Genomic DNA, 22095 nt, shown 5'->3' on the forward strand with positions numbered 1-22095 from the left:
GGTGGGTTCGAGCGGTGACGTCGAGGCTGGACTTCAGCAGCAGCAGATCCGGCTCTCGCTCGTGTTTCGCATCAACCGACATGATCATGTGCGCGGGATTACGTCCCAGTAGGTTGTCGAAGTGGACAAGCCCATCGGGGACTGGACCCTGAACGAGCTCATGACGAGTCCCGATGCGGGGCGCGCCGTTCGACAGGTATGGACGTGGGCGCGGGAGGTCGGCGCGATCACCGACGGCGATCCGGAGGCAGCCAGGTTCCGGAGGTTCGGTGAGAGCAGCCGCATTGAGTTCCCGCAGCTGCTACTGCAAAACACGGACTGGATCTCGCTCGGGCCGCACACCAGCGTCGGCCCATTCGCGGTGCTGTCGGTGGGCATGATCGAAGGCCAGGACGGGCTCGATACGGGACCGCGCGGCGCCGAGCCGATCGTCACCGTCGGCGAGCGGTGCGGGTTCGGCCGATACTTCCAGCTCATTGCACACCTGCACGTCGAGATCGGCGACGTGACCTGGTTCGCGCCGGGCTGTTACGTGACTGATCAGAATCACCGGTACGACCTCGTTGACCAGCCGATCCATGATCAGTGGCCGCTCGACAGCCGCCCGGTTTCGATCGGCGCAGGGTGCAGCATCGGTCGGAACGTGACGGTGCTGGCCGGTGCCCGCATCGGTCGGAACACGTTGGTCGCCGCGAACTCAGTCGTTACTCGGGGCGAGTATCCGGACTTCGCAGTCTTGGCGGGCAGTCCTGCTCGGGTGAAGCGCCGCTACGACCCGGCGAGCGGGTGGGTGCCCCCTCGCCCTGAGTCACCTGATGAGGTGAGGCGCTCAACCGACGAGGCCAGCCCTTCTGATGTCATGAGGGCATGGTGAGCGCGGTGGTGTTCGACGTGGGTGAAACTCTGCTGGACGATTCACGCGAATGGCGTGCGTGGGCCGACTGGGTGGGGGTGTCTCCACATACGTTCTCGACCGTGCTCGGCGCTGTGACGGCGGCAGGCCGGGACAACGCCGAGACGTTCGAGTACTTCCGCCCCGGCTTTGACCTGGCCCGTGAGCGACAGTTGCGGGAGGAGGCCGGGCGCGGGGAGCAGATCGACGACAGCGATCTGTACCCGGACGTACGACCCAGCCTGGCGGCCCTCCGCGCAGGAGGTTTGTGGGTAGGCGTCGCCGGCAACCAGACCCCACGAGCTGCTCAGCTGCTGCGGGCATTGGACTTGCCCGTGGACTACGTCGGCACGTCCGGCGAATGGGGCGTGGCGAAGCCGAACCCCGGCTTCTTCGAATGGGTCGTCGACGTCGCACCCGGCCCGGCCGACCAGATCGTGTACGTCGGTGACCACCGCGACAACGACGTGCTGCCCGCGAAGGCGGCCGGTCTCCGTGCCGCGTTGATCCGGCGTGGCCCATGGGGGTACCTCTGGGCCGACGACCCGGTAGCGAGGGAGAACGCCGATTGGGTGATCGACTCGCTCGCCGAGCTGCCCGCCCTTCTTCTCGACCAGTAGCCCGGCAGCCGTCAACGCGCGCGAGCCCAAGCAGCCAACTCCAACAGGCGGTCATCTGGTGACCCGTGGGTTCGCAGCAGCGCCGACAGCGTCTGCCGAACCTGGGGGTGCTCGCGAACGTGCTGCGGGGCGACCCGACGGGCGGCTTCCAGATCGAGATAGGCGTCCTGGTGGTGGCCAAGGCGAAGCTGGGCGCGAGCGAGGTCGATGTAGTAGTGCGAGCGCCGTTCGGCTGGGAGATGACTTGGTGGGTGCCAGGCTGCCGCTCGCTCCACCGCCGCTGGGCTGTCGCCTAGCTCGACGGCGACCGCGAGTTCGTGGATGCGTACCGACGCCGGTCCGAAGGCCGTGCCGAAGTAGACACCTTCAGGCACCTGCCGGGCGGCTCGATGCGCCTCGCCGAGGTGATCCCACGCGGCGTCGGGCTTGCCAGCGCGGCCGGCGACGACAGCGGCTCGCATGTGCAGGGCGCCGAAGGCCGCGGCGGAGGACGCCGACGCGCCGGGGTCAGCCGACAGATCGTCCGCCGCGGCCATCAGCAGCCGCGAGGCCGACGCCAGGTCGCCCGTGGCGAAGAAGGTCTCGGTGCGCACGTAGGCGACGGCGGCCACAAGCAGCGGATCCTCGGCTGCCAGGGCGGACACACGCATGAGGTCGATGATCCGGGCCGAGAGGTCGAGGTGGCCGAACTTGTAAGCCACACCATCGGCTGCTCGGAAGGCGAGGGTCAGCAGCATGGCGGTGTCGCGTGCACCGTGCCGGGCATTGGCGTGCGCCCGCGCCAGCTCGGAAATCAGTCCGGGCAGACGCCACGCCATCTCGACGTAGCGCGCCTGCAGGCGGTGCTCGATCATTCCTGCGACCTCGGCTGCGAGTTCGGCGAAGGAGCGGGTCGGACCGTCGTCCGGGAGATCGATGCTGTCGAGCGCCCGCCGCAGCCGCGGGATGGCGGCGTGCACAGCGTCATCACCGGAGAACACGTTGACCATTCCCCGCTGATGGTCAGCGAGAGGCACGGAGAATGAAGGGCCGGGGGTGAGGAATGGTTCGAGAACGGCTGACGGATTTGTGTGCCGTTTCGTTCGCCGGAGCAGGTCGTCAAGATGATCCAGGCTGACATCCAGTGCTGTGGCAAGGTCGGGACGTTGCCATGGTTGGGGAGATTGCACACCGCGTTCCCAACGTCCGACGGTGGTTCGGTCGACACCCAGCTTGTCGGCGAAGGTCTCCTGGGTGTAGCCAGCGGCGTGGCGGCAGTCGGCCAACGGGCTCAACTGTTGGGTTGCCATCTCCTCACCCCCTGGTGTGCGGCTGTCACGGTACCCGGCCCGGTTGGCGCAGCTCACGAGGGTTAACGCCGCATCAGCGCCTCATCGCCGCCCCACGTGCGCTCTGGTGGCCGACGGTAGCGGGCGATCTACTGGCGTTCGACAACACCGACACGGCAGCGGAACTGGGGAGCCACGATTCCTGCCCGTTCAGTATTCGGCAACTGTTCCTCCGGAAATGACTTACTCCTTGGCAATGTCGCGCAACCAGAACATCGTGGTGAAAGCGGGATCACCATGAGCACCACCGTGACCCACAGCAAAACCCAATTCCGCCAGGCGGTCCCTGCGCGCCTCGCCGTCGATGCACTCGGAGCACCTCGGTGACCGAGCCAGGGCACCGTAACGATGTCGACGGGGCAGTTAGCGGGTCCGTTCTGCAAGCGCGCACCGTGATCGCTCACACGATCGCCATGGGGCAACCGGCCGCGCGGACGCGGACCCCGCACCAGTTGCCGCCCCCACATCCGGTGTGGACGAACCGCGCCCGAGAGCTGGCCACACTCGATGAACTCGCCGCTCGAGCGACCTCGACCAGGGCGCTGCTGACCGGGCTGGCAGGCATCGGCAAGACCGAACTGGCGGTCCGCTGGCTCCTCGATCAGCGCGCTGACCACCCGGACGGCGAGTTGTACGCGGATCTGAGCGCGTGGCGTGATCAACCGCCCGTCCGTCCTCACCAAGTGCTGGCAGGCTGGCTTCGAGCCCTCGGCATTCCGCCCGACGACCTGCCTGACGACCCGGCCGAACTGACCGCGCTCTATCGCAGTGTCACCGCCGAGAAGTCGCTACTGGTCCTGGTGGACAACATCTTCTCTGCCGAACAGGTCCGCCTTCTGATCCCGGCCTCGCCGAGCAGCACCATCCTCGCCACCAGCCGTCGCCAGCTGCGCGGGCTTCTCCTCGCCGGGTTTCATCCGGTGGATCTGACCTACTTCACCCCGGACGCGGGCGGCACCATGCTGGCGGCGCTGCTCGGCCAACCGCCGCCCGGCGAGCTGGGCGAGCTTCGAGCCTTGGCCTCGCGGTGCCACGGCCACCCATTCGCCTTGGCTGTGGCCGGCGTGCACCTGGCCGCGAACCCGCACCGCAGCCCGGCCGACCTGATCACCCGTCTCAACACCGACCACGGCGCCACCCTGGCCTTGCACGTGGACGAGGCATCCGTGGGAGGAATCCTCGACATGAGCTACGACGACCTCGACGTCGACACCGCGCGCCTGTACCGGCTCCTGGCCGTGCACCCCGGCGCCGAGTTCACCGCTGACCCGCTCGCAGTAGCACTCGACCAGCCCGTCGCCGAGGTCGAACATGGACTGACCCTGCTGGCAGATGCCCACCTCGTCACCGCGGTGGCCGCCGGCCGCTTCCGCCAGCACGACTTGCCGCGCGAGCACGCCCAGGCACTGGCCGAGCAACATGACGACAAGAGCGTGCGCCGGGCCGCGCTGCGCAGCATGATCGAGTGGTATCTACGACGCACCGCTGCCGCCGACATGGCGATCAACCCTCGGTCGCGGCGGTTCAGCCCGGTGTACGAACAGCTGGACACTGAGCCGTTCTCCAACGTCGAACTTGCTCTGAACTGGTTCACCCTCGAACGGGCGAACGTGCTTGCCTCCCAATACCTCGCCGCACAGCAGGGCTGGGACGGGCTGGTGTTCCAGCTTGCCGAAGCCGTCTGGAACCCGTTGCGCCCCAGCTACTTCGCCGACGACCTGGTCCAGACGCAAGAGCTCGGCATCGTCTCCGCCCAGCGCTGCAAGCACATCCTCGAAGCGGTGTTCCTGACCCGGCTGGGGTTCGGCGAGTCCAACCGCGCCCACCACGACGCGGCGATCACGGTCTGCACCACGGCGATTGAGCGAGCAACCGCATTCGGCGACAGCTGGGTACAGGCGGCGGCCCTATCCACCCGAGCGCGCGCGTTGACAGCTGCCGGGCAACCGCGTACCGCGCTGGAGGATCTCGGCAGCGCCCTGCACCTCGACGAGCAACGGGGTGACCGCCGCAGCATTGCCCTGCGGCATCGGCGAATCGGCCAGGCATACGCCCACCCTGAGATCGCCGATTTCCCTCAAGCCACGTGGCACCTGCGCGAAGCCGCCGATCTGATGGAAGCCTTGGGTGACCAGTCCGGCCATGCCCGAGTGATCACCTACCTCGCCGAGGTCCACGTCGCGGCTCGGCAGCCGGACGCCGCGCTGTTCACCCTCCGCCGAATCGACGACACCTTGGCGTCCTGCGGTTCGTCGCGCTACCGAGGTCACGCCTACACCGTCATGGGTCGGGCGCACGCCCAGCTCGGCAACAACGCGGACGCGGATCGTTGCTACGGCAACGCGCTGGCACTCTTCGCCGACGCAGGGTCGGGCGCAGCAGCCGATCGTGAGGCTGTGCTGAAGCTCCGCTACGAACTTGGCGACACGGCGACACACGGCTCGCATGTGGACACCACCATTGCGGAACACGAGAACACGGAAGGAAATACGAGCGAATGATCATGCAGATTCTGGCAATCCTGTATGTCGGCGTCGCTGTTGGCGTTGGCGCGGTTGTCTGGAGCCGCACTCGCGGCACCTGGGCCGCCGGAAAACTCAGCTCTCATGTCGCCCGATGCGTGGTCCTCACGATCGTCGCCGGGGCATCGTGGCCGGCGGCCGTGCTCTTCGCCGCGGCATATGAACTCCCGGCGGCCCGAGAGGTCGTTGACCGCCTCGTCTTCGGCCCCTCCGCGAACGGCAATGTCTGACCTGGGAAGCGGTCGGTCATGCCACCAGTGACGAAGGTCGAGAAGGGGAAGCGGGTTACCGGTTCCGCGCGGACTCGTATGGGCGCGGAACTGAAGAAGAAGTACGAGAAGGGTGCCAGCATCCGCACCTTGGCCAGGCTGACTGGGCGCTCGTACGGCTTCGTACACCGGATCCTGTCCGAGTCCGGAGTCCAGCTGCGCGCACGCGGCGGCGGTCCTCACCGTCGGCGCAGCCAAACCACACGGACCGCGCGCTCAAGTCGGCAGATCGGAGCCGGTTAGATGTCGAGAGGAACGCTGCGTGGCTACCGCTGGGGCCACACGACGGTGGAACCCGATCGCTACACCGGACCTGTCCCACGAGTGACCGCCTGGTTCACGTGCACGCGTGGGCACGAGTTCGCGGTGCACTTCGCAGTGGAGGCGGAGCTACCCGCACGCTGGAACTGTCGGCAGCACGGCGTCGAGGGCTGCGCTCGAATCGACGCCACTGCTTCGGCGGCGGCCAAGAGCAAGGGCAAACCCCCTCGCACCCACCTGACGATGCTGTACGAGCGACGCAGCGTGGCCGAGCTTGAGGTTCTGCTCGCCGACACGCTTGCGGCAATCCGCCGACAAGGAGGCGCCCAGCCGGGCTGTGTGCAGTTTGGGGACAAGACGTATTCGTTCCGCTACGACGGCTGACCGTCGTCAATCAGCTGGGTTACATTTCGGTCCTGACCGGGTGAACACGTGCCGCGCATCAGCGCTGATGGCGTGCAGCTTCGCTGGTCAGGACGGTCGACGCCCCATTCGCGCCTCATCGACGCCGCACGCACGCTCTGGATAACGATGATCACCCGTCGTTGACTGGACCGGACTGCGGCGGAAGGCGTCCTCCTTCCCCCCTCGGTCTTCCGCCGCAGCCCACAACCAGTCCTCGTCGATGAGTACGCGTGTGCGGGAACGCACTTGAGGTGAAAGGATCTGGCGCTCACGATGCTTGGCCCGGAGACAACCGATCACGCCACCGCTCGCCCAGCGGCCTTCGTGACGGAGGATCCCGCGCCGGCAGCCCACCAGATCACCATCGAGCACACCTTCGAAACCGCGCATCGCCTGCCGCACCTGGGCGGCAAGTGCACCAGCCTGCATGGACATTCCTGGCGGGTCGCGGTGTCGGTGATCGCCCAGACCCTCAGTAACGATGTCACCGTCGTGGAGTTCGGTGCCCTCAAAGCCGGAGTCCGGGAGTGGATCGACACCTACCTCGATCACGGCACCATGCTCGGCGTGCACGACCCGCTCGCCGTGCACCTCTACAAAGCGAAGTGCAAGGTCTTTCGCTTCGGCGCCGATGACCGTCAGACGGTCGAGGATCCAGAGCTGCTTGCTACCGATTTGGCCTGGCCCACCGTCGAAGCTGTCGCGGTCTTGCTACGACGCGTGAGCCAGGCCGTTCTTGCCGCACTGCCTTGTGCTCCCGATGCTTGCGTCGGCCGGGTGTTCGTCCGCGAAACGCACCTCAACACCGCGACCTACGGACCGGTGGACACACCGTGAAGCTACCTGTTGTGTCTGATGTGGACCGTGAGCTTGTTGTCAACGAAACGTTCGGTCCGACCTTTCAGGGCGAAGGATCGAGTACCGGTCGCTACGCGCACTTCATCCGACTGTTCGGCTGTCACCTGTCGTGCACGTGGTGTGATAGCCCGCAAACCCATGACTCCACCCGTTACGACCTCGACGCCGAACAGCGGATCCTCTCGATCGAGGATGTCCTGTCCTGGCTCGCCGCTGGCCCGGCCGACTTGCTGGTGATCACGGGCGGCGAGCCGCTGCTACAGCCGCATGTCGTGGGCCGGCTGCTGGGGGCGATCCGGGAGCGTGCGCTGGCCACCGACATCGAGATCGAGACATCCGGCACCATCGCGCCCACGAACATGATCACGTCGGCGGTGACACGGTTCAACGTCTCGCCGAAGCTCGCGCATTCGGGGCTGCGTCGCCATCAACGCATCCGCCCCGCAGTGCTGCGCGACCTCGCCGACAGTGGGAAGGCCGTTTGGAAGTTCGTGGTCCAAGCGCTCGACGACTTGGACGAGATCCAGGCACTTGTCGACGCCTACGGCCTTCACCCGGTCTGGGTCATGCCGGAGGGCACGGACAGCTCCACCGTCCTGGCACGGATGCGGATGCTGGCCGATCCGGTCCTGGCACGCCGCTGGAACCTGTCGACCCGGCTCCACACACTGCTGTGGGAGAACGACCGTGGCCGCTGACATCACCACAAACGAGTTCGCCGGTCGGAAGTTCGCGCCCGGCGTCGCTCGCACTCCAGAACATCTCCCAACGACAGGCGGTCCACGATGAGCGAACCCGACACCCCGGCCGTCGGCCCCCGCGTCCGGGTCTACGCCCTCGTTGGGCAGGACGACCGCCTGCTCCTCGTCGAGTACCCAGGCCACGACGCGCTGCCCGGCGGCGTGGTCTGTGCCGGTGAACCCGTCGAGCAGGCGCTCCGCAGAACCCTGCTCGACCAGCTCGGCGCGACCATTGCCGAGCTGGACTTCTGCGCCGTTGTCGAACACGGCACCAACGAGCCCGGCGAAACGCCCGCCTCCGAGATGGTCGTCCTGTTCGACGTGACGCTCACAGACACCGACCGCCTCATCGACTCGGCGCAACCGCATCGGTGGGCCAACGAACACGAACTCTCCGCTTTGCGCCCCCACGCGGTACGGGACGGGCTGGTCGCAGGCACGCTGTCGGCGGAATACCCGTGGCGGGCGTGGACGCCATGAGCAGCCTCGGCCCCGCGTTCCTGACCAACCTCGCAGCGCGCGTTGTCGCGGTGAGTGCCTCATGACCCCAGAACAGGCTGCCGCCCTAACCGAGTACCCCGAGCTGCAGCGGCTCATCGATCTTCGCGGCGCGGGCTGGATGTTTCTGCCCACCGTCGTTGACGGCGAACTCGTTGAGGTGCATGGCGTGCGGACCTGGCCGGAAGGGTGGGCGGACGCCTTGCGTGTCCGCTACACCACCGACGCTGCCGGCCTGCGCAACGACTACTCCGGCGGCGTCACCTGGCAACGAGAGGGCACCCTCACCGAGGTCATTGATGGCCTGATCGCCCTGCCTGCCCCCAGCGACCGCCTCGCGCCCCGGCTCGTCATCGCACGTCGCCCGCTGCCATGGACCGCATAAGCCGCCACTTCGCCGTACGCACCGACCAGTTGGCGCTCCGGCCCAAAGACCGTGTCACGCAGAATCCGAGGATCGCCGCTCAATGCCCTCCCCAAATCTTGATCACGCTCTCACGGCCGCGCAGCGCGCGATCGATCTCGCCGTCCAACACGCTCTGAGCCACCAGCCGACGCACATCACCACCAAAGGCGACCGCGATGTCGTGACCAACATCGACGTGGCCGTCGAAAACCTCATCAGGGACCGGCTGAGCAACTGGGATCCCGCCGTCGGCTTCGTGGGCGAGGAAAACGGAGCCTCCGGCGACGAGAACACCTACTGGGTCCTTGACCCGATCGACGGCACCATCAACTTCTCCCACGGCAGCCCGCTGTGCGCCATTGCTCTCGGCCTCGTCCACGACGACCAACCGCTGCTCGGCGTCACGGCTGTTCCGTTCCTCGGACACCGGTACTGGGCCGTCACGGGCGAAGGCGCCTACCGAGACGGGGACCCCATCACCGTCTCCAAGACCGCCCGCCTCGACAATGCGCTCATCGGAATGTGCGACTACGGAAGCGGCCCCGATGCCAGCACCCGCGACCGGCTCTGCAGCGACCTCGACCAGCGTCTGACCGGCCAAGCCCAAGGAGTCCGTCGCCTGGGTACCACCGCGCTCGAATTGGTGTGGGTCGCCGACGGCACCCTCGACGCCAGCATCCTGTTCGGCAACCGCGCCTGGGACACCGCCTCCGGAGCGATCATCGCGCGGGAAGCCGGCGCCCTCGTCCTCGACGCCGACGGCAGCCCACACTCCACCCGTTCCCGCTGCACACTGGCGACCACGCCCGCGCTCGCAGAGGCGCTCGTGCCGATGATGGAGGTCGCCCGCAATACGACCTACTGGCCGCAGCCGGCGGGCACCCCGTGAACGCGGCGCGAGCGCTACTGCCCGAGCACACCGAACCGGAGCACGCGACGTTGGACCGCGACACCATCCCGCACGACCTGCTGACCGAGCTGCGCGTCCTGCACCGAGAGCGACCCGAGGCTTTGAGCACGGACCTGCCGGAGTACGGATTGATCCCGATCACCGGCGGCCGGAACAACCGCGTCTACCGCTGGAGCAGCCCTCGCGGCCCGGTGTGCCTCAAGCTCTACCGCACCGACAAGCGTGACCGCGCCCGCTGCGAATGGACAGCCCTGCGGCACCTCGCTGACCACGACGTCAAGGCCACGTCCACGGCGTTGTGGCACGACCCGCATCCCGAACTGCCCGCCGTCGGCTTGCGGTTTGTACCCGGACGCCCCATGACCGCACTGGACAGGCCGAGCACCGCCCTCCCCGCGATGGTCACCGCCCTCGACCAGATCCGCCAGGTTCCGCTCGGACCGTTCGCCAGCCTGGGCCGACTGGACTCGGCGAGCGACTTCATCCGGCGCATCACCACGTGGCCCGAGCAACTCCGCCAGTACCCCGACGAACCACTCAGCCGCGACATGGCCGCGATGATCGGGATCTGGCACGACCGCGGCGACGCCGCCGTGCTCGCCGAACCGGCCCCACGTGTGCTCTCCCACGGCGACGGCAACCTGGACAACTGGCACTGGCACGACTTCATCAGCGCCATCTACGCCCTGGACTGGGAATTCGCAGGACACTCCGACGCCGCCTACGACGCGGCGGAACTCATCGAGCATCCCAGCGCGCGTGCGATCGACGACGACCTGTGGCTCGCTCTCCTTCCCGAGCTCGGGGTCAACGACGGCCAGGCGCGCCGCCGTTTCGTCGCCGCGCGTCGTACCGCCGCCCTGCGCTGGTTGGCCGTCCGCTGGAAACGACGCGACACCAGCGCGTCCGCCTTCGAGCAGCAGCTACACCGCACCCGAAGCCTGATTACAGGCGACCACGGATAACTGCCATTCCAGCCCATCCAGAGGTGCCCCGATGACGAAGAAAACGCGAGCCGTCTTGAGCGCTCTCCTTGCCGAGCCGGACAAAGAACTGTACGGCCTGGAGATCTACGAACGAACCGGGCTATTGCCCGGAACGACCTACCCGATCCTCCTTCGATTGCAGACCGCAGGGTTGGTGTGCTCCCGCTGGGAAGACGTCGACCCCGCCGACCCCCGTCGGCCACGTCGCCGCTACTACCAGCTCACCGACCTCGGGCTCGGCGCTGCACCAGCGAAGCTGGCCGAGGTGACCGGCCTGATTGGACTCCTACGCCGCTGGCTCAGGTGGATGCCACAGCCAGCAGCGCAGGTCGCCACCTCGGTCACGTCCACGAGGAACTAGACGTCGGGATGGCGGTCGCGTGGATTGCGGCTGGTTGCGCATTCGGTTCACTGCTCGTTGCGGTGCTGGTGTTCCTGGCAGTTGCGCAAGCACGAGCATGGCGCGCCGACCGGCAAGTCTACTTTCGACCACCGACCCTTTCGTCCGCACAAGTCCGATGGGCGAACGAAAAACGGCTCAGCGACGATCCCGAAGCGACGCTGATCATCCCCGCCGATCATCCGGACTACATCAGACCCGTTGACTGGCAAGCGTTACGTGCACGACACAGGACCTGACCGTTTGCATCGGGCCAGGTCGTCTCGTTCATCGGGACTTAGACATGTCCACCGTCGCCGCCAAACCCGCGCGTATGCCACCTACAGCTGGAATAACCCGCAGGTCACTGCGCTCGCCGCCACATCGGCGCCTCATGTCCGCCGCATCAGCGCTCTGGAAGCTCTCACGCATGAACGATTCACTGCGTTGACAGCACAGTTGATCTGACACGACGGACAATAAGGGCGACGACGCCCGGAGAGCGTTGCCGCAGCCATGATTGCTCCCAACTACGACACAGGTCTTCACCCGCTTAGATGGGTGAGGCGTCGGCGATGACCGCGTGGCCGCCGATGTCACGCATGGCGCGCGTGTTCGCCGCTACGCCGACACTGGAGAAGCGCTCATCCGCGACCCGCCGGATGAGTATGTCGGGCTGCATCGGGTCGTTCCTGGCGATGACAACCCAACCATGCCACCAGAATTCTTGTTCCCGCCGAGGGACGACTTACGCGACGCGGTCACCGCGTACCTGCCGCGTGTCGGGAGGCTCGGCGACGAGCCACCAGCCGAGAACAGTGACGACGATTTCGTCAACGAGAGAGCCGCGGCGACGCGGGCGATTCGGCAGAGCGTCGAGCCGGATCTCGGATTCCTCCAGCGAGTTTTGGATGGTTTGCGACGGCTGTGAGTCCGCAGCCGGCCGTCGTCACCGGGGGCGTCCAGCGATCTCAAGACAAGGTCATTCGCCAGAAGGCGTGCCGGACGGCGAACGGGGCTACAGCTATCGGCGGAAGCCACGATGACGGTCGCGCGGCGGAGTATTGCCGAACTCCTCGAACCACCGCTCGGCCTCGTCTCGTTCAAGCGGGACGCGGTAGCTGAGCAGCCCTTCGTAGTCCTTGTCCTGGAACAGAACGTCCTGCAGGGTGTCCCAGTTGTAGTCAGATCGCGAGGCCGGTAGCTCGGTCTCCAAGTCCGCGACCAGTTCGTCCTCGTCGTGGTAGAGCCGCTCGGCATCTTGGATCGCCAGGTCGAGCGCGATCTCCTCGGCGGTACAGGTCGGTGTGGGGAACCGGCCGATCTGGAGATCCGAGCTGAGGTCGTCGAAGGCACGGGCGTAGCGGCGAAGGAACCATTCGTCCTGGTCGGCAACGCAGGGGACCACCGCGCCCAGCGGGCCGGGCGTTCCGTCGCGGCACATTCCGGTCCGGTAGATGTAGTCGTACGCCTCGTCGGCGAGGATGGCCAGTGCATGGCCGAGCACCGCGGCCGTGCGCGGCGTCAGCGTCACCGGGAGGCAGACCTCGCACCCGCCGTCGGCGCACTCCGGGCAGTCGACGCAGTCGTCACGACACGTCCCACAGAACTCGCACCGGCCAGGGCAGTTGGTCGTCGGGAACTGTAGAAAGCCACCGTCTCCGACAGGCGGGAGCTGCCGGGCCACTCGCAGGGCCGCCGGGTCATCGGCGGTGGCTGTGGCCAGCACAGGCAGCAGTGCGGAGACCGCCTTCCGCACCGGATCGGGTGCACCGTCCAACACCGCTTCCAGACGCCGCTCGGCGGTGACCTGGTGCAGCAGGACGCCGTTGAGCGCCGACGCCAGCATGGTGGCCGATGGGGCATCGGAGAGGGCCACGAGGGTCTCAGCCTCGGGACCATCGCCGCGCTCGACCACCGCCAGCACGCCGTGGCTGTTTGCCGTGTGCTGCGGCACGAAGGCCAGGTAGGACCGGCTTGTACTGGACATCGAGCTCCTCAGCGATGGTGAAAGCAAATCGTACGATCTGGCGTCTCCGCTGGTGGACGTACCTCGCACGTGTCACGGTGACGGGTGAGGTCTGGATCAACGGTGCAGCGCTCTACACGCACGACGTCCGCGTTAAAGTCGAGTCCACTATGAGCCGAACTCGCGAGACCCTGGTGCTCACGTGCAACGTTCAGCGAGCCAGTGTTTCGAGGGCTCGTCGGCAAGCCGCGTGGTTGGTTGATAGTGGTGCTGATGTCCTTGTTTTGACTGAGGTATCGGCAGGGGAGTCAGGCGACGAACTGGCTAAGCTGCTTGCGGACGACGGCTTCGGAGTAGCGCTTCCGAAGCCGTCTGAGAATGATCGATATCGAGTGCTCGTAGCAGGCCGAGGCGTCGAGCTGACGGGTGTCGATGTTGGAGCTGGCTCAATGGGGCATCGCTGTGTCGCCGCACGGGCCGCTCTACCGGCCGGCGAGATCGGTGTTCTCGGCCTCTACGTGCCCTCGAGAGGTCCGGCGGCTCGCCGCAACCAGGACAAACGCGCCTTTCAAGAACGTGTCATGACCGTGCTGCCAACCGTCGAGGCGGTGCTTGACGTGCCCGGTCCCGTCGTGATTAGCGGCGATCTCAACGTTGTGGAACCGGCCCACGATCCACGCTATGCCGTATTTGGTGAATGGGAATACGACTTTTACCGTGCATTTGGCCGAGCGGGATTCGACGATGCTTTTCGCATCAAAGAACCGACCGCTATGGACTACTCATGGTTTGGTCGGCCATCCGCCAACGGTGAACGAAACGGGTATCGGTTCGACCACACCTTCGTAAGCCGGGCGCACCGTACTGCGGTGCTTGCCTGCCGATACGACCATTCGGTGCGAACGGACGGACTGACCGACCACTCTGCCATGACCTTGGCACTCGACCTGACCAGGGCGGTTGCGTAGGCCCTCCGTGTCGACGAGACGAGTGGCGGCGTGTGCTCCGCGAGTTGCTGCCGGAGCGCTGCTAGGGTCCCGCCACGCGCCCTCGGGCGTCGGCAAACGTCGCTGCTGGGGAGCAGCGGCTCGAACTGAGCGCGAACGTGGCGGAGGACTTCGAAGATGACGGTGGCAGGTCAGGATCCGCGGGACGTGGTGCACGACCTGGTAGCAGGTGTGACCCCCCTCGACGACCACGAGGTCCAGGACAGGGCAGCCACGTTGGAGTGGATCCGGTCGGGCGCGCCCTTGTTCCGAATCGCTCGACCAGCCACGCCCGACAAGCACCTATGCGTCTATTTCGCCCTGTTTGACGACGCGCGACGTTCGGTCTTGCTGGTCGATCATGTGAAGGCGGGCTTGTGGCTGTTCCCCGGCGGTCACGTTGACGACGGCGAGGACCCGCGTACGACGGTGCTGCGGGAAGCCGCCGAGGAGTTGCGTATCGACGGTGAGTTTCACTCGCGATTCGGAGATGAGCCACTGTTCCTGACGGTCACGAAGACGCGCGGCGAGCACAGCCACACGGATGTGTCGTTCTGGTTCGTGCTGGCCGCCGATCAGGACATGCAGATCGTGGCGGACCCCCGAGAAGCGAACGGGGTCCGCTGGTTCGCGCTGGACGACCCCGCGGAGTGGGCACATGATCGGTTCGATCCGCACATGAAGCGCTTCCGTGACAAGCTCTTGGCTCGCCTGGGCACTCCTGCGCTGGTTGGCTAGCACCCACCTCGAGCGGTCGTTGCTTACCCGGCGCCTTGGCCGTTCATCGCCGCACGGTCGGCACACAGCCCGATGGTGGTGAGCAGGGCGGCATGATCGCTCAGGTCATCACTTCGGGTGGTGTGGTCGTACGCGCAAGCTCGGATGTTCCCTGCGCCAGCGCTGACCAGGCTGTGGTCGAGGCGTTGGTTGCCGAAGCGCGGATTGAGCCAGCTGTGGTCGCCGCCGGCAGGGTTGAGCTCGCGGTAGGCATCACGGAGACCAAGCGCGAGAAGGCCGGTGTAGAAGGCGTAGTCGTGGTCTTCGAAGGCCGGAAGGTGCGGGCGGTGATTGGGCTCGACGACGTTGAGGTCGCCCGCCACGCACAGCGTTGAGTTGTTGATCTCGGCGAGATAGTCGAGGAACCGACGTTGGAACTCCCGGCGGCGGTGGCTGCTTTCCGGGGTCATGCCGTTGGTCGGGCCGTAGAGGCCCACGAGGCGCACGGCCGTGGCGTCGCTGGTGAGGTCAACAGCGGCGATACGGGGATCGAACCCGGCCGGCTGCACAGGAACAGCCTCGACGCCTCGGGTGGCGACGGCGGTGAAGTACCGGACGTCTTTCCAGCCTGGCGGGCACGTGGTGGTGAATCCCTCCGCCTGGAGGGCGGCCAACATGTGGCGGCCTCCTTCGGAGGGCTGCATCTCGGTCAGCACCAGAGTGTTGCTCTTGGTTGCCAGCAGCCAGTTGACGATGCGTTGTGCGCGGCTGGGGTTGGGGCTATTGACGTTGAGCGCACACACGCGCAGCTCATCGACTGGGCCATCCTCGATGGTCTCGCCCTCGGCTGAGGTGGCGCCGAACAGCATGCCCTGCCAAGCGTCGTCGGTCACGGTGTGTCTACCTTCCGTCGAGAGTTGCGGATCGGCTCGCCGAGTCGAGGTCCGCGATAAGGCGTTGGATGCGGGTGATGGTGTTGGCGAGTTGGTCGCGGGTCAAGCGTTTGCTGGCGCGCTGTTCGGGTGACTCTTGAGCTGCGCCGTAGACCCAAAAGAAGCCACCCGCAGCGGCATCCACGATCAGGAACCTCTGCTTGGCGGAAGGGCCGCGGACAAGCAGGGAGATCGTGTCAGCCTCGGCTTGAACGGTGTGCACGCTGGTGTGGTGCAGGGCGTAGGTCGAGCCGGGTTGTTCGAACCGTTCATGGATGGGGAGCAGGCTGTCGGGGTCGGTGTCCTCACCGAACTGATCGTCGCGGCCGAAGATGCGGTGGGTGTAGCCGCCACGGAGGATATGGCTGGCGAAGCTCCACCGGTGGTTGTGCGGCCGATCGAAGAATCCCTCCCGGTAGACGTGCAGCCGAAGCCGAACACCGAGGTCAGTCGCGTCGTAGAGGACCAGCTTGTGCATGAAGTCGTATCCCTCGCACATGTCGGCCAGATGCGAGTCATCGGCGATGCCCGCGACGAGGGCCGACAGCAGAAGGGGATCGCTGGCCAGGGATTGGAACACGGGTGTGCAGCCGCGCAGGATCGAGGTGGTGTCGTTCCAGTCGATGTGGCCGAGCGCGGCGAAGCTGGGATGAGGTGAGCTGGTCATGGCTGGATCACCGTCCGTCGAGGGCCATCGTCGTAGGCGTAGGGCGAAGCGTCGAGCAGGCGCTTGAGATGGGGATGCAGGCGGTAGAACTGAGTTCCCGCCGCAGGTTGCGGGGTGAGGTCGGGTAACGCGCCCGTGTCCGCGATGTGCGCGGCGCCAGCCAGCAGGAGCTGGAGCTGAGTGGCTTTCACTCTGGCAGCCAGCGTGTCCACGGGCGCGATCGGTACGGGATGCGCCGCGATGACCTCGCCAGCGTCGACCATAGGACGGGCCAGGTGCAGGCTGCACACGACTGGCTGGTTGTTCAGCAATGCCCACCCGACCGCGTCCATGCCGCGACAACTGGGCAGGGCGCCGTTGTGCGCATTGAGCACACCCAGCCTGGCGGCGCCGAGCACGTGGTCGGGAACCACGGGCATGCCGACCAGGAGCACAACGTCAGCGTCGGTGGCTCGGACCGCTGCGGCCACATCGTCCCACGAATGGGCTGTGGTGGTGGGCACGCCGCTCGGCACCTCGGGCGAGGTCGTCGGGCCAGGTGCGGCTGGCGGGTACCAGGCGCTGGCGTAGTTCGACGACTCCGTCGGCCCGGTGTGCGAGGGCGCGTACCAGCACACGGCCTGGATGGGCAGCCCCGCGGTGGTCGCTGCGGTGACCAGGCGTCCGGCGCTGCGAGAACCAGCGCTCGCTAGCACGGTGATTCGAGCCTGGTCCGCAGTACCGCGCCGACTTGGCCAGGGCGCCTCTTCGCTGATGCCAGCGGACTCGTTAAGGACGATGCGGTTGGCCAACCGGCGCCGCAGCCGATCGGTGGCCTCATCGAGCTGGCGTGCCACGGCGGCCATCTGCCCGGTCAGACCCGGTTCGTGCCACAGCCCGCCAGCACGCTCATAGTGCAGCCAAGCGGCACCGGTGAGTTTGCACGCGGTGTTGAGGAAGCGCAGGTCGCCGCTGGATTGGGAGAGATCAACCCAGCGCGCGGCCAGCGCCAGCCAGGCCGCGCCGACCTCGGGGCTCAGGTCCGCGACCTGCTCGCGGACGGGTGGCCGGAACAAGCTGCTGGCTTCGATCCGGTGGAGGAGGACGGCGTCGGCCTCGGTCGGCGCGGACGGCGTATCGACCAGCTCACGCGGAGCACCGGCGGTCGATCCGGCGTCGTCGGCCGCATGAAGTCGCCGCAACGCGGCGAGGGTCGTGGGGACGGCGTGGAGCCTGCGCGCGGGGCCAGCCTCCGGGAGGGCCAGCAGGTCGTCGAGCGCGAAGTCTCCATCAATGTCGACTCGCACGGGATGACGAGCCTCCACGCGCGCGCTCGCGTGCTCGGAGGCTGGTGCGGCTGTCATCGGGCGACCGCGGCGGAGACCTTGGCGAGGACATCGAGGTAGCCGGCCACGAGCGGCTCGTCGCCCTCGTAGCCCCACAGCGGGATCTTGATGAAGGTGTCGGCGAACGTGGTCACTCCGGGCATGTCGGTGGTCGGCGGCGTGCTGGGTACCCACTGCGCGAACGGGTCCCGGCGTGAGAACAGGGGCTCGGGGCTGATGTCGCGGGTCGAGCCGGGGGCGTCCACTTCCGTGGCGCCTTCGGCTTGGCAGAGGGCAACGAACTCGTCGCGCGAAACCGAGGCGTTCTCCGGGTTGAACCGCAGTCCCATCACGTAGAGGCCATGCTGTCCCTCTGCCTCGGGCACGACCGCGGGGGCGATCACGGTGTTGTCGGCCAGGCCCGCCGCGTACCGGGCGAGGATCGCGCGACGGCGGCGTTCGATGTCGGCCGCGTTGTCGAGTTGGTGGACACCGATCGCAGCGCCCAGCGTGGTGATGCGGTGTTTGAGGCCCATTCCGGTGAAGGCGTACGGGTAGTACTCGGCGCGGGGGTCGATTTCCTTCTGGCAGCGCTTGTTGTAGTGCCCGAACAGCAACGCCAGTTCCCGGTAGCGGTCGCTCGCGGTGACGAGGACTCCACCTTCGCCGGTGGTGATCGCCTTCTGGTTGGTGGAAAACACCGCCATATCCCCGAATGTGCCGACCCGCTGTCCTCGCCACGATGCGAAGTGCGCGTGGGAGCAGTCCTCCAGCAGCAGGAGGTCGTGGGCGCGGCAGAACTCGACGATCTCGTCCATCGGGCACGGGTTGCCCCACATGTGCGTGACGATGACGGCCCGGACCGCAGGTGTGAGTTTCTCCGCCAGGGTCGCGGCGGTGACGTTGCCGTAGCGGTCGGCGTCGGCGAAGCGGACCTCGATGCCGTCGTAGGCGAAGGGCGTGGCGGTGGCGAAGAAGGTGTAGGCCGGGGCGAGGATCGCGTCACCGGGTCGTAGTCCGGCGATGCGGCTCATGGCGTGGATGGCCGACGTGCCGGAGGCGAACGACACGGCGTGAGGGGCTCCGACGAATCGGGCGAAGGCTGCCTCGAACTCCCCGATCACGCCGGAGGCATCCCGGTCGGACAGGGACCGGTGGAGTTGCGTGTGGACCGCGTCTTCCAGTTCGCCGGTGATGGCAGGCCATTGATAGTGGGGCTGCGGAAGGTCCAGGACCCTCGTTCCGCCGTGCGCGGCGAGCGGGCTGGTCATGGTCATCGTGGCACCTCTCCATTCCTCGTCGTGGCCGCCATCGACGCAAGTCCGGGCGGTGTCCGAAGCTCGGCCATGGTCGGCGCGAGCCGCCGCGCGGTGGCAGGGATGGGCTCGTCTGGGTCGAGTTCCAGCGTGTGCCAGCCGTGCCGTTCGGCGAAGGTCAGCAAGTTGGCGGCGGTCTTGGTCTGGTAGTCGACGAAGGTGTCGCGGCCCAGGTCGTCGAGGTCGCCGTAGCTGGCGTGCATCCCCAGTTCGGCGGGCCGGAAGTCCTGGCGGCGGTCGTACACCGCGCCCGCGTCGGCCTGCAGCAGCATCACCGCGTCTGGCATCCGCACGCGGTCGAAGATCACGGCGAGATCCGGCTCGGTGAATCCTTGCAGGAGCAGCTTGGCGAAGAACTTGTACAGCCAGCCATCGACGATGACATCGAATCCGGCCTCCAGCAGCGGACCCACGACGGTCTCGGTGTGCGCGGTGAACCACGCTGCCTGCAGAGACACCCAGAATGCGTCGGAGAGGTCTGGGGCGTCTCCGCTGTGCCAGAGCATGGTGGATAGGTGCTCCATCAAGGTGGCCGCGTAGGTCGAGGTCTCGGAGATCTGCCTGCGCGAGACGAACGCCAACGCCCCAGCGTCTCCCTGCGCCGGGCGGTGCGCAGCAGGCTGCGAGAGTCGGGCGACGGCGGTCTCGTAGCTGATGTCAGCGAGGTGGCGCGCAAGGGAGGTCTTGCCGACTCCGTCGGTCCCCTCCAACGCGATGAAGCGGCCAGGCACGCGTGCGGCTCCTCCCAGTGGCGACCGTGACCCAGGGAGGGCACGACCACCGATTGTTGTGACGGCGGATGAGCGAGGCAACACCTCGGCTCCGGCAGCTCGAACGGTGGCCGGAGCGACGGTGGTGGTCAGGTGCCGCATGGGTCGTTCGCGTTGATCAGACGCCACCCCGCAGCGTCACACCATCGAGTGAATTCGTGATCGAGTAGCTGCCCATTCGTCGCTGGCAGGCTCGGAAGCACGTGCTCGATCGCGAGCGACATCGTCGTGGACAACTCGCCGAACGCGGTGTCCAGGAGCGCGAGCACGGCAGTATCCAGGCCGGGATCGGGTACGTCCGGACCGTAGGCGCCGATGAGGTCGAGCATCCTGGTGAGCACTCGGAATGAGCCGTCCTTGAGGACGACCCGTGCGGCGCGCAGGCGACGGCGGGGCAGGCCGTCGAGGATCTTCTCCAAGCTCTTGAGGGTGTAGTCGAGAGCGAAGTGGCGATCGACCCACATTTGCGCGCGGCGAGAACAGGCGCCGATCCGCCAGTCCGCGAACTGTGCCTCGACCCGGCCCATCGCGGGGTCCGCGGAACCGGCGAGGCCCTGGGATTGCACCGCGCGGGTGTACGGGGCGCCGATCAGACACTCCATCGAGACCAGCATGTAGGAGATCTCGGTGTAGAACGGTCGCCCGGTCGCGTGCTCGGCCACGAAGTCCGGGTCGGTGACGCCGTCGACGATCTGTTCGACCGACAGCTCGGGCAGCGGACGCAGCAGCAGATCGGTGCGGGCCTGGAAGGCGTGGCTCGCCGCCAGTTCGTCGGCGGTCATCAGGTGGTCGAAGGTGATGTAGGTGAACCGCGTCGGCACGCCGAGGGCCGACAGGGTGCGGATCGCCAGGGCGTTTTGCTCGGCTGTGCTGTCCTTGGCGAACCGTTCCAGGATCGAGGTCACGCCAGACTCGACGCCGAACAGCATCCTGCGCAGGCCGGCGCCGAGCAGGCTGCGCCACATCGAGGCGCGCTCCACGTGCCAGGCGCGATCACGATCCGGGCGAACGACCTGGTCGATCCTGCACGACGACTCCCAGGTGAACCCGGCACCGCTGATCGTGCTCGCGACGTCCAGCGCCCGGTGGACAGCGTCCTCGCCGCGGCCGATGAACTCCTCGTCGACCACGTAGAGCGTGCGCGAGATCGCCGGATGCCGATCGGCGACCTTGCCGATCTCGGCGAGCATCCACGGCAGCCCGTCGGTGTTGCCGCCGGACCAGGAGCCCTTGTGCCCGCGGGGACAGAACGAACAATGGCTGGTGCACCCTCGGGAGATCTCCAGCTGCGCCACACCGTTGCGCGCGAAGGTGGCGTCCAGCAGGTCGAGTTCGGGAAGGAAGTCGTCCTGGAGCCGGTTCGGCTGCACCGCAGTGTGCCGCGGCCTGCTGCCAATCGCGATGGCCCCGCCCCGAGGTGCTCCGCGATAGCCGATGCCGCGGACGCTCGCGAGCTCGCAGTCGCCGTGGAAGTGCGCCATCGTGTCAGCGATCGTCGGCTCGCCGGCCCCGCGGGCGATGAGCAGCCTTGGGTACTGCTCCAGCAGCATCGCCTCGTTGCGCACGGTCAAGCTGCCACCCGCGAGCACCAACGGCGGAACAGGCATCCGGTCCAGCCGGTCGAGCAGCTCGCTCATCAGGTCGTGCTGGCCGAACGTGGCCGAGATCCCCACGATGTCCGGGCCGTGATCATGAACCCACTGGGTGATGTCGTCCAGCGAGGAGCCCAGTTGCATGTCGATCAACCGCACCTGCCCCATCAGCGTCAGCCGGGCAGCCCGTGCAAGGTCAGAGATCGCCAACGGAAAGCGAGGCAGCGGAAACCACTCCGGGTGATAAAGCGACGCCAGCAGGACCCTCGGGCGCGCCAACCGATCCGCGGCATCACCTGATAACTCAGCGACGGACAGCCAGCGATCGGGCTCAGCGAGACTCACCCGACCGGCCGTCCACGCTGGCCATTCACGCGTACTGTGCGGCTGTCCGGACAGGTCGGCGACCACCCAGCCGCCCAATGCGACGGACCGTTCGGCGAACAGGAGACGGCGATCCAAGCCTCCCGTGAGGCTGAACCTGCCGGGCACAGCATCCGCCACGAGCCTGCCCAGCCTGGTCAGATCCGTCTCGGGGACTTCCGGCAGAGCGGCGATGATGTGGTCCGCGACGACGCCATCCGCCGAGGTGGCGCGGATTGCCTCCGCGAGCCTGCCGACAAACGGAGAAGTTGCGCGCCAGTCCGTGGTCGTCGAGGTGCTGATGCCGTGCAGCGTGCGCATGCTGTGCTCCCCACCAGGATGTGCCGTGGATCCTTAGCAGACCTGCACGAGGCCCTGGCCGACAAGCACACCGGACACACCCGG

The 22095-nt window shown here is 67.0% G+C and carries 24 protein-coding genes; 16 read left to right on the forward strand and 8 right to left on the reverse strand.

Annotated features, from left to right (window positions below; translation table 11 throughout):
- Window positions 1–121: 121 nt before the first annotated feature.
- Window positions 122–874: an acyltransferase gene (locus tag ACFWMR_RS01275; RefSeq protein WP_378375978.1), complete on the forward strand. Its 753-nt coding sequence runs from the start codon at window positions 122–124 to the stop codon at window positions 872–874.
- Entirely contained in the window at window positions 868–1512 is a 645-nt protein-coding gene (locus ACFWMR_RS01280) for an HAD family hydrolase (protein ID WP_378375980.1), read from the forward strand. Before ACFWMR_RS01275 ends, ACFWMR_RS01280 begins: the two co-directional genes overlap by 7 nt.
- A gap of 11 nt (window positions 1513–1523) precedes the next feature.
- On the opposite strand, the gene ACFWMR_RS01285 is transcribed toward ACFWMR_RS01280, so the two are convergent.
- Complete coding sequence (locus tag ACFWMR_RS01285) at window positions 1524–2801, reverse strand: helix-turn-helix domain-containing protein (protein WP_378375982.1); 1278 nt, start codon at window positions 2799–2801, stop codon at window positions 1524–1526.
- A 362-nt stretch (window positions 2802–3163) separates the two neighbouring features.
- On the opposite strand from ACFWMR_RS01285, the gene ACFWMR_RS01290 reads away from it, so the two are divergent.
- The 12 genes from ACFWMR_RS01290 (at window position 3164) to ACFWMR_RS01345 (ending at window position 12005) form a co-directional block, all read left to right on the forward strand.
- Window positions 3164–5341 carry a hypothetical protein gene (locus tag ACFWMR_RS01290; RefSeq protein ID WP_378375984.1) on the forward strand — a complete coding sequence of 726 codons (2178 nt, stop codon included), beginning with the start codon at window positions 3164–3166 and terminating at the stop codon, window positions 5339–5341.
- Window positions 5338–5592, forward strand: a complete 255-nt coding sequence (locus tag ACFWMR_RS01295) for a hypothetical protein (RefSeq protein WP_378375986.1) — start codon at window positions 5338–5340, stop codon at window positions 5590–5592. Before ACFWMR_RS01290 ends, ACFWMR_RS01295 begins: the two co-directional genes overlap by 4 nt.
- Window positions 5593–5619: 27 nt before the next feature.
- On the forward strand, window positions 5620–5874 hold the full coding sequence (locus ACFWMR_RS01300; RefSeq protein WP_378376086.1) for a helix-turn-helix domain-containing protein: 255 nt from the start codon (window positions 5620–5622) through the stop codon (window positions 5872–5874).
- On the forward strand, window positions 5875–6276 hold the full coding sequence (locus ACFWMR_RS01305; RefSeq protein ID WP_378375987.1) for an RNA polymerase-binding protein RbpA: 402 nt from the start codon (window positions 5875–5877) through the stop codon (window positions 6274–6276). It abuts the gene before it with no gap.
- A 294-nt stretch (window positions 6277–6570) separates the two neighbouring features.
- Window positions 6571–7134, forward strand: coding sequence for a 6-pyruvoyl trahydropterin synthase family protein (locus tag ACFWMR_RS01310; RefSeq protein ID WP_378375989.1), 564 nt, complete (start codon window positions 6571–6573; stop codon window positions 7132–7134).
- Between the two features lie 11 nt (window positions 7135–7145).
- The gene (locus tag ACFWMR_RS01315) at window positions 7146–7853 is read left to right on the forward strand and encodes a 7-carboxy-7-deazaguanine synthase QueE (protein WP_378375991.1); all 708 of its coding nucleotides are present in this window, start codon (window positions 7146–7148) and stop codon (window positions 7851–7853) included.
- Window positions 7854–7940: 87 nt separating this feature from the next.
- The gene (locus ACFWMR_RS01320) at window positions 7941–8375 is read left to right on the forward strand and encodes an NUDIX domain-containing protein (protein ID WP_378375993.1); all 435 of its coding nucleotides are present in this window, start codon (window positions 7941–7943) and stop codon (window positions 8373–8375) included.
- Window positions 8376–8436: 61 nt separating this feature from the next.
- On the forward strand, window positions 8437–8778 hold the full coding sequence (locus ACFWMR_RS01325; protein ID WP_378375995.1) for a hypothetical protein: 342 nt from the start codon (window positions 8437–8439) through the stop codon (window positions 8776–8778).
- 82 nt (window positions 8779–8860) lie between these two features.
- Complete coding sequence (locus ACFWMR_RS01330) at window positions 8861–9688, forward strand: inositol monophosphatase family protein (RefSeq protein WP_378375996.1); 828 nt, start codon at window positions 8861–8863, stop codon at window positions 9686–9688.
- Window positions 9685–10674, forward strand: a complete 990-nt coding sequence (locus ACFWMR_RS01335; RefSeq protein WP_378375998.1) for an aminoglycoside phosphotransferase family protein — start codon at window positions 9685–9687, stop codon at window positions 10672–10674. Before ACFWMR_RS01330 ends, ACFWMR_RS01335 begins: the two co-directional genes overlap by 4 nt.
- Before the next feature lie 31 nt (window positions 10675–10705).
- Window positions 10706–11056: a helix-turn-helix transcriptional regulator gene (locus tag ACFWMR_RS01340; protein WP_378376000.1), complete on the forward strand. Its 351-nt coding sequence runs from the start codon at window positions 10706–10708 to the stop codon at window positions 11054–11056.
- Window positions 11057–11657: 601 nt separating this feature from the next.
- Window positions 11658–12005, forward strand: coding sequence for a hypothetical protein (locus ACFWMR_RS01345; RefSeq protein ID WP_378376002.1), 348 nt, complete (start codon window positions 11658–11660; stop codon window positions 12003–12005).
- A 93-nt stretch (window positions 12006–12098) separates the two neighbouring features.
- Here the strand turns inward: ACFWMR_RS01345 and ACFWMR_RS01350 are convergent, their stop codons facing one another.
- Window positions 12099–13064 carry a hypothetical protein gene (locus ACFWMR_RS01350; protein WP_378376004.1) on the reverse strand — a complete coding sequence of 322 codons (966 nt, stop codon included), beginning with the start codon at window positions 13062–13064 and terminating at the stop codon, window positions 12099–12101.
- A gap of 149 nt (window positions 13065–13213) precedes the next feature.
- Here ACFWMR_RS01350 and ACFWMR_RS01355 point away from each other — a divergent pair, with 149 nt between their 5' ends.
- Together ACFWMR_RS01355 and ACFWMR_RS01360 are read left to right on the forward strand one after the other, a co-directional pair.
- Window positions 13214–14011, forward strand: coding sequence for an endonuclease/exonuclease/phosphatase family protein (locus tag ACFWMR_RS01355; RefSeq protein ID WP_378376088.1), 798 nt, complete (start codon window positions 13214–13216; stop codon window positions 14009–14011).
- A gap of 156 nt (window positions 14012–14167) precedes the next feature.
- Window positions 14168–14767, forward strand: coding sequence for an NUDIX hydrolase (locus ACFWMR_RS01360; RefSeq protein ID WP_378376006.1), 600 nt, complete (start codon window positions 14168–14170; stop codon window positions 14765–14767).
- A 23-nt stretch (window positions 14768–14790) separates the two neighbouring features.
- Here the strand turns inward: ACFWMR_RS01360 and ACFWMR_RS01365 are convergent, their stop codons facing one another.
- The 6 genes from ACFWMR_RS01365 to ACFWMR_RS01390 all read right to left on the reverse strand — a co-directional run bounded on the left by ACFWMR_RS01365 (window position 14791) and on the right by ACFWMR_RS01390 (window position 22011).
- Window positions 14791–15639, reverse strand: a complete 849-nt coding sequence (locus ACFWMR_RS01365; protein ID WP_378376008.1) for an endonuclease/exonuclease/phosphatase family protein — start codon at window positions 15637–15639, stop codon at window positions 14791–14793.
- Between the two features lie 7 nt (window positions 15640–15646).
- Window positions 15647–16345: a hypothetical protein gene (locus tag ACFWMR_RS01370; RefSeq protein ID WP_378376010.1), complete on the reverse strand. Its 699-nt coding sequence runs from the start codon at window positions 16343–16345 to the stop codon at window positions 15647–15649.
- Window positions 16342–17688, reverse strand: a complete 1347-nt coding sequence (locus ACFWMR_RS01375; protein ID WP_378376012.1) for a formyltransferase family protein — start codon at window positions 17686–17688, stop codon at window positions 16342–16344. Before ACFWMR_RS01375 ends, ACFWMR_RS01370 begins: the two co-directional genes overlap by 4 nt.
- Window positions 17685–18926 (reverse strand): DegT/DnrJ/EryC1/StrS family aminotransferase, encoded by a 1242-nt coding sequence (locus ACFWMR_RS01380; protein ID WP_378376014.1) that lies wholly within the window; start codon window positions 18924–18926, stop codon window positions 17685–17687. The genes ACFWMR_RS01375 and ACFWMR_RS01380 overlap by 4 nt, the downstream gene beginning before the upstream one ends.
- Window positions 18923–19696 (reverse strand): dTMP kinase, encoded by a 774-nt coding sequence (locus ACFWMR_RS01385; protein ID WP_378376016.1) that lies wholly within the window; start codon window positions 19694–19696, stop codon window positions 18923–18925. The genes ACFWMR_RS01380 and ACFWMR_RS01385 overlap by 4 nt, the downstream gene beginning before the upstream one ends.
- Window positions 19697–19824: 128 nt before the next feature.
- A complete protein-coding gene (locus tag ACFWMR_RS01390) occupies window positions 19825–22011 on the reverse strand; it encodes a B12-binding domain-containing radical SAM protein (RefSeq protein WP_378376018.1) in 2187 nt (728 codons plus the stop codon).
- Between the last annotated feature and the right edge of the window lie 84 nt (window positions 22012–22095).

Source organism: Amycolatopsis thailandensis (genome assembly GCF_042723255.1).
GTDB lineage: Bacteria > Actinomycetota > Actinomycetes > Mycobacteriales > Pseudonocardiaceae > Amycolatopsis > Amycolatopsis thailandensis.

What these genes read in the sequence shown, in the direction of transcription:
- ACFWMR_RS01375 (WP_378376012.1), bottom strand. Translation starts at nt 17,688, where the DNA reads ATGACAGCCGCACCAGCCTCCGAGCACGCGAGCGCGCGCGTGGAGGCT.
- ACFWMR_RS01305 (WP_378375987.1), top strand. Translation starts at nt 5,875, where the DNA reads ATGTCGAGAGGAACGCTGCGTGGCTACCGCTGGGGCCACACGACGGTG.
- ACFWMR_RS01370 (WP_378376010.1), bottom strand. Translation starts at nt 16,345, where the DNA reads ATGACCAGCTCACCTCATCCCAGCTTCGCCGCGCTCGGCCACATCGAC.
- ACFWMR_RS01390 (WP_378376018.1), bottom strand. Translation starts at nt 22,011, where the DNA reads ATGCGCACGCTGCACGGCATCAGCACCTCGACGACCACGGACTGGCGC.
- ACFWMR_RS01355 (WP_378376088.1), top strand. Translation starts at nt 13,214, where the DNA reads ATGAGCCGAACTCGCGAGACCCTGGTGCTCACGTGCAACGTTCAGCGA.
- ACFWMR_RS01380 (WP_378376014.1), bottom strand. Translation starts at nt 18,926, where the DNA reads ATGACCATGACCAGCCCGCTCGCCGCGCACGGCGGAACGAGGGTCCTG.
- ACFWMR_RS01285 (WP_378375982.1), bottom strand. Translation starts at nt 2,801, where the DNA reads ATGGCAACCCAACAGTTGAGCCCGTTGGCCGACTGCCGCCACGCCGCT.
- ACFWMR_RS01325 (WP_378375995.1), top strand. Translation starts at nt 8,437, where the DNA reads ATGACCCCAGAACAGGCTGCCGCCCTAACCGAGTACCCCGAGCTGCAG.
- ACFWMR_RS01340 (WP_378376000.1), top strand. Translation starts at nt 10,706, where the DNA reads ATGACGAAGAAAACGCGAGCCGTCTTGAGCGCTCTCCTTGCCGAGCCG.
- ACFWMR_RS01360 (WP_378376006.1), top strand. Translation starts at nt 14,168, where the DNA reads ATGACGGTGGCAGGTCAGGATCCGCGGGACGTGGTGCACGACCTGGTA.
- ACFWMR_RS01330 (WP_378375996.1), top strand. Translation starts at nt 8,861, where the DNA reads ATGCCCTCCCCAAATCTTGATCACGCTCTCACGGCCGCGCAGCGCGCG.
- ACFWMR_RS01320 (WP_378375993.1), top strand. Translation starts at nt 7,941, where the DNA reads ATGAGCGAACCCGACACCCCGGCCGTCGGCCCCCGCGTCCGGGTCTAC.
- ACFWMR_RS01295 (WP_378375986.1), top strand. Translation starts at nt 5,338, where the DNA reads ATGATCATGCAGATTCTGGCAATCCTGTATGTCGGCGTCGCTGTTGGC.
- ACFWMR_RS01310 (WP_378375989.1), top strand. Translation starts at nt 6,571, where the DNA reads ATGCTTGGCCCGGAGACAACCGATCACGCCACCGCTCGCCCAGCGGCC.
- ACFWMR_RS01350 (WP_378376004.1), bottom strand. Translation starts at nt 13,064, where the DNA reads ATGTCCAGTACAAGCCGGTCCTACCTGGCCTTCGTGCCGCAGCACACG.
- ACFWMR_RS01280 (WP_378375980.1), top strand. Translation starts at nt 868, where the DNA reads ATGGTGAGCGCGGTGGTGTTCGACGTGGGTGAAACTCTGCTGGACGAT.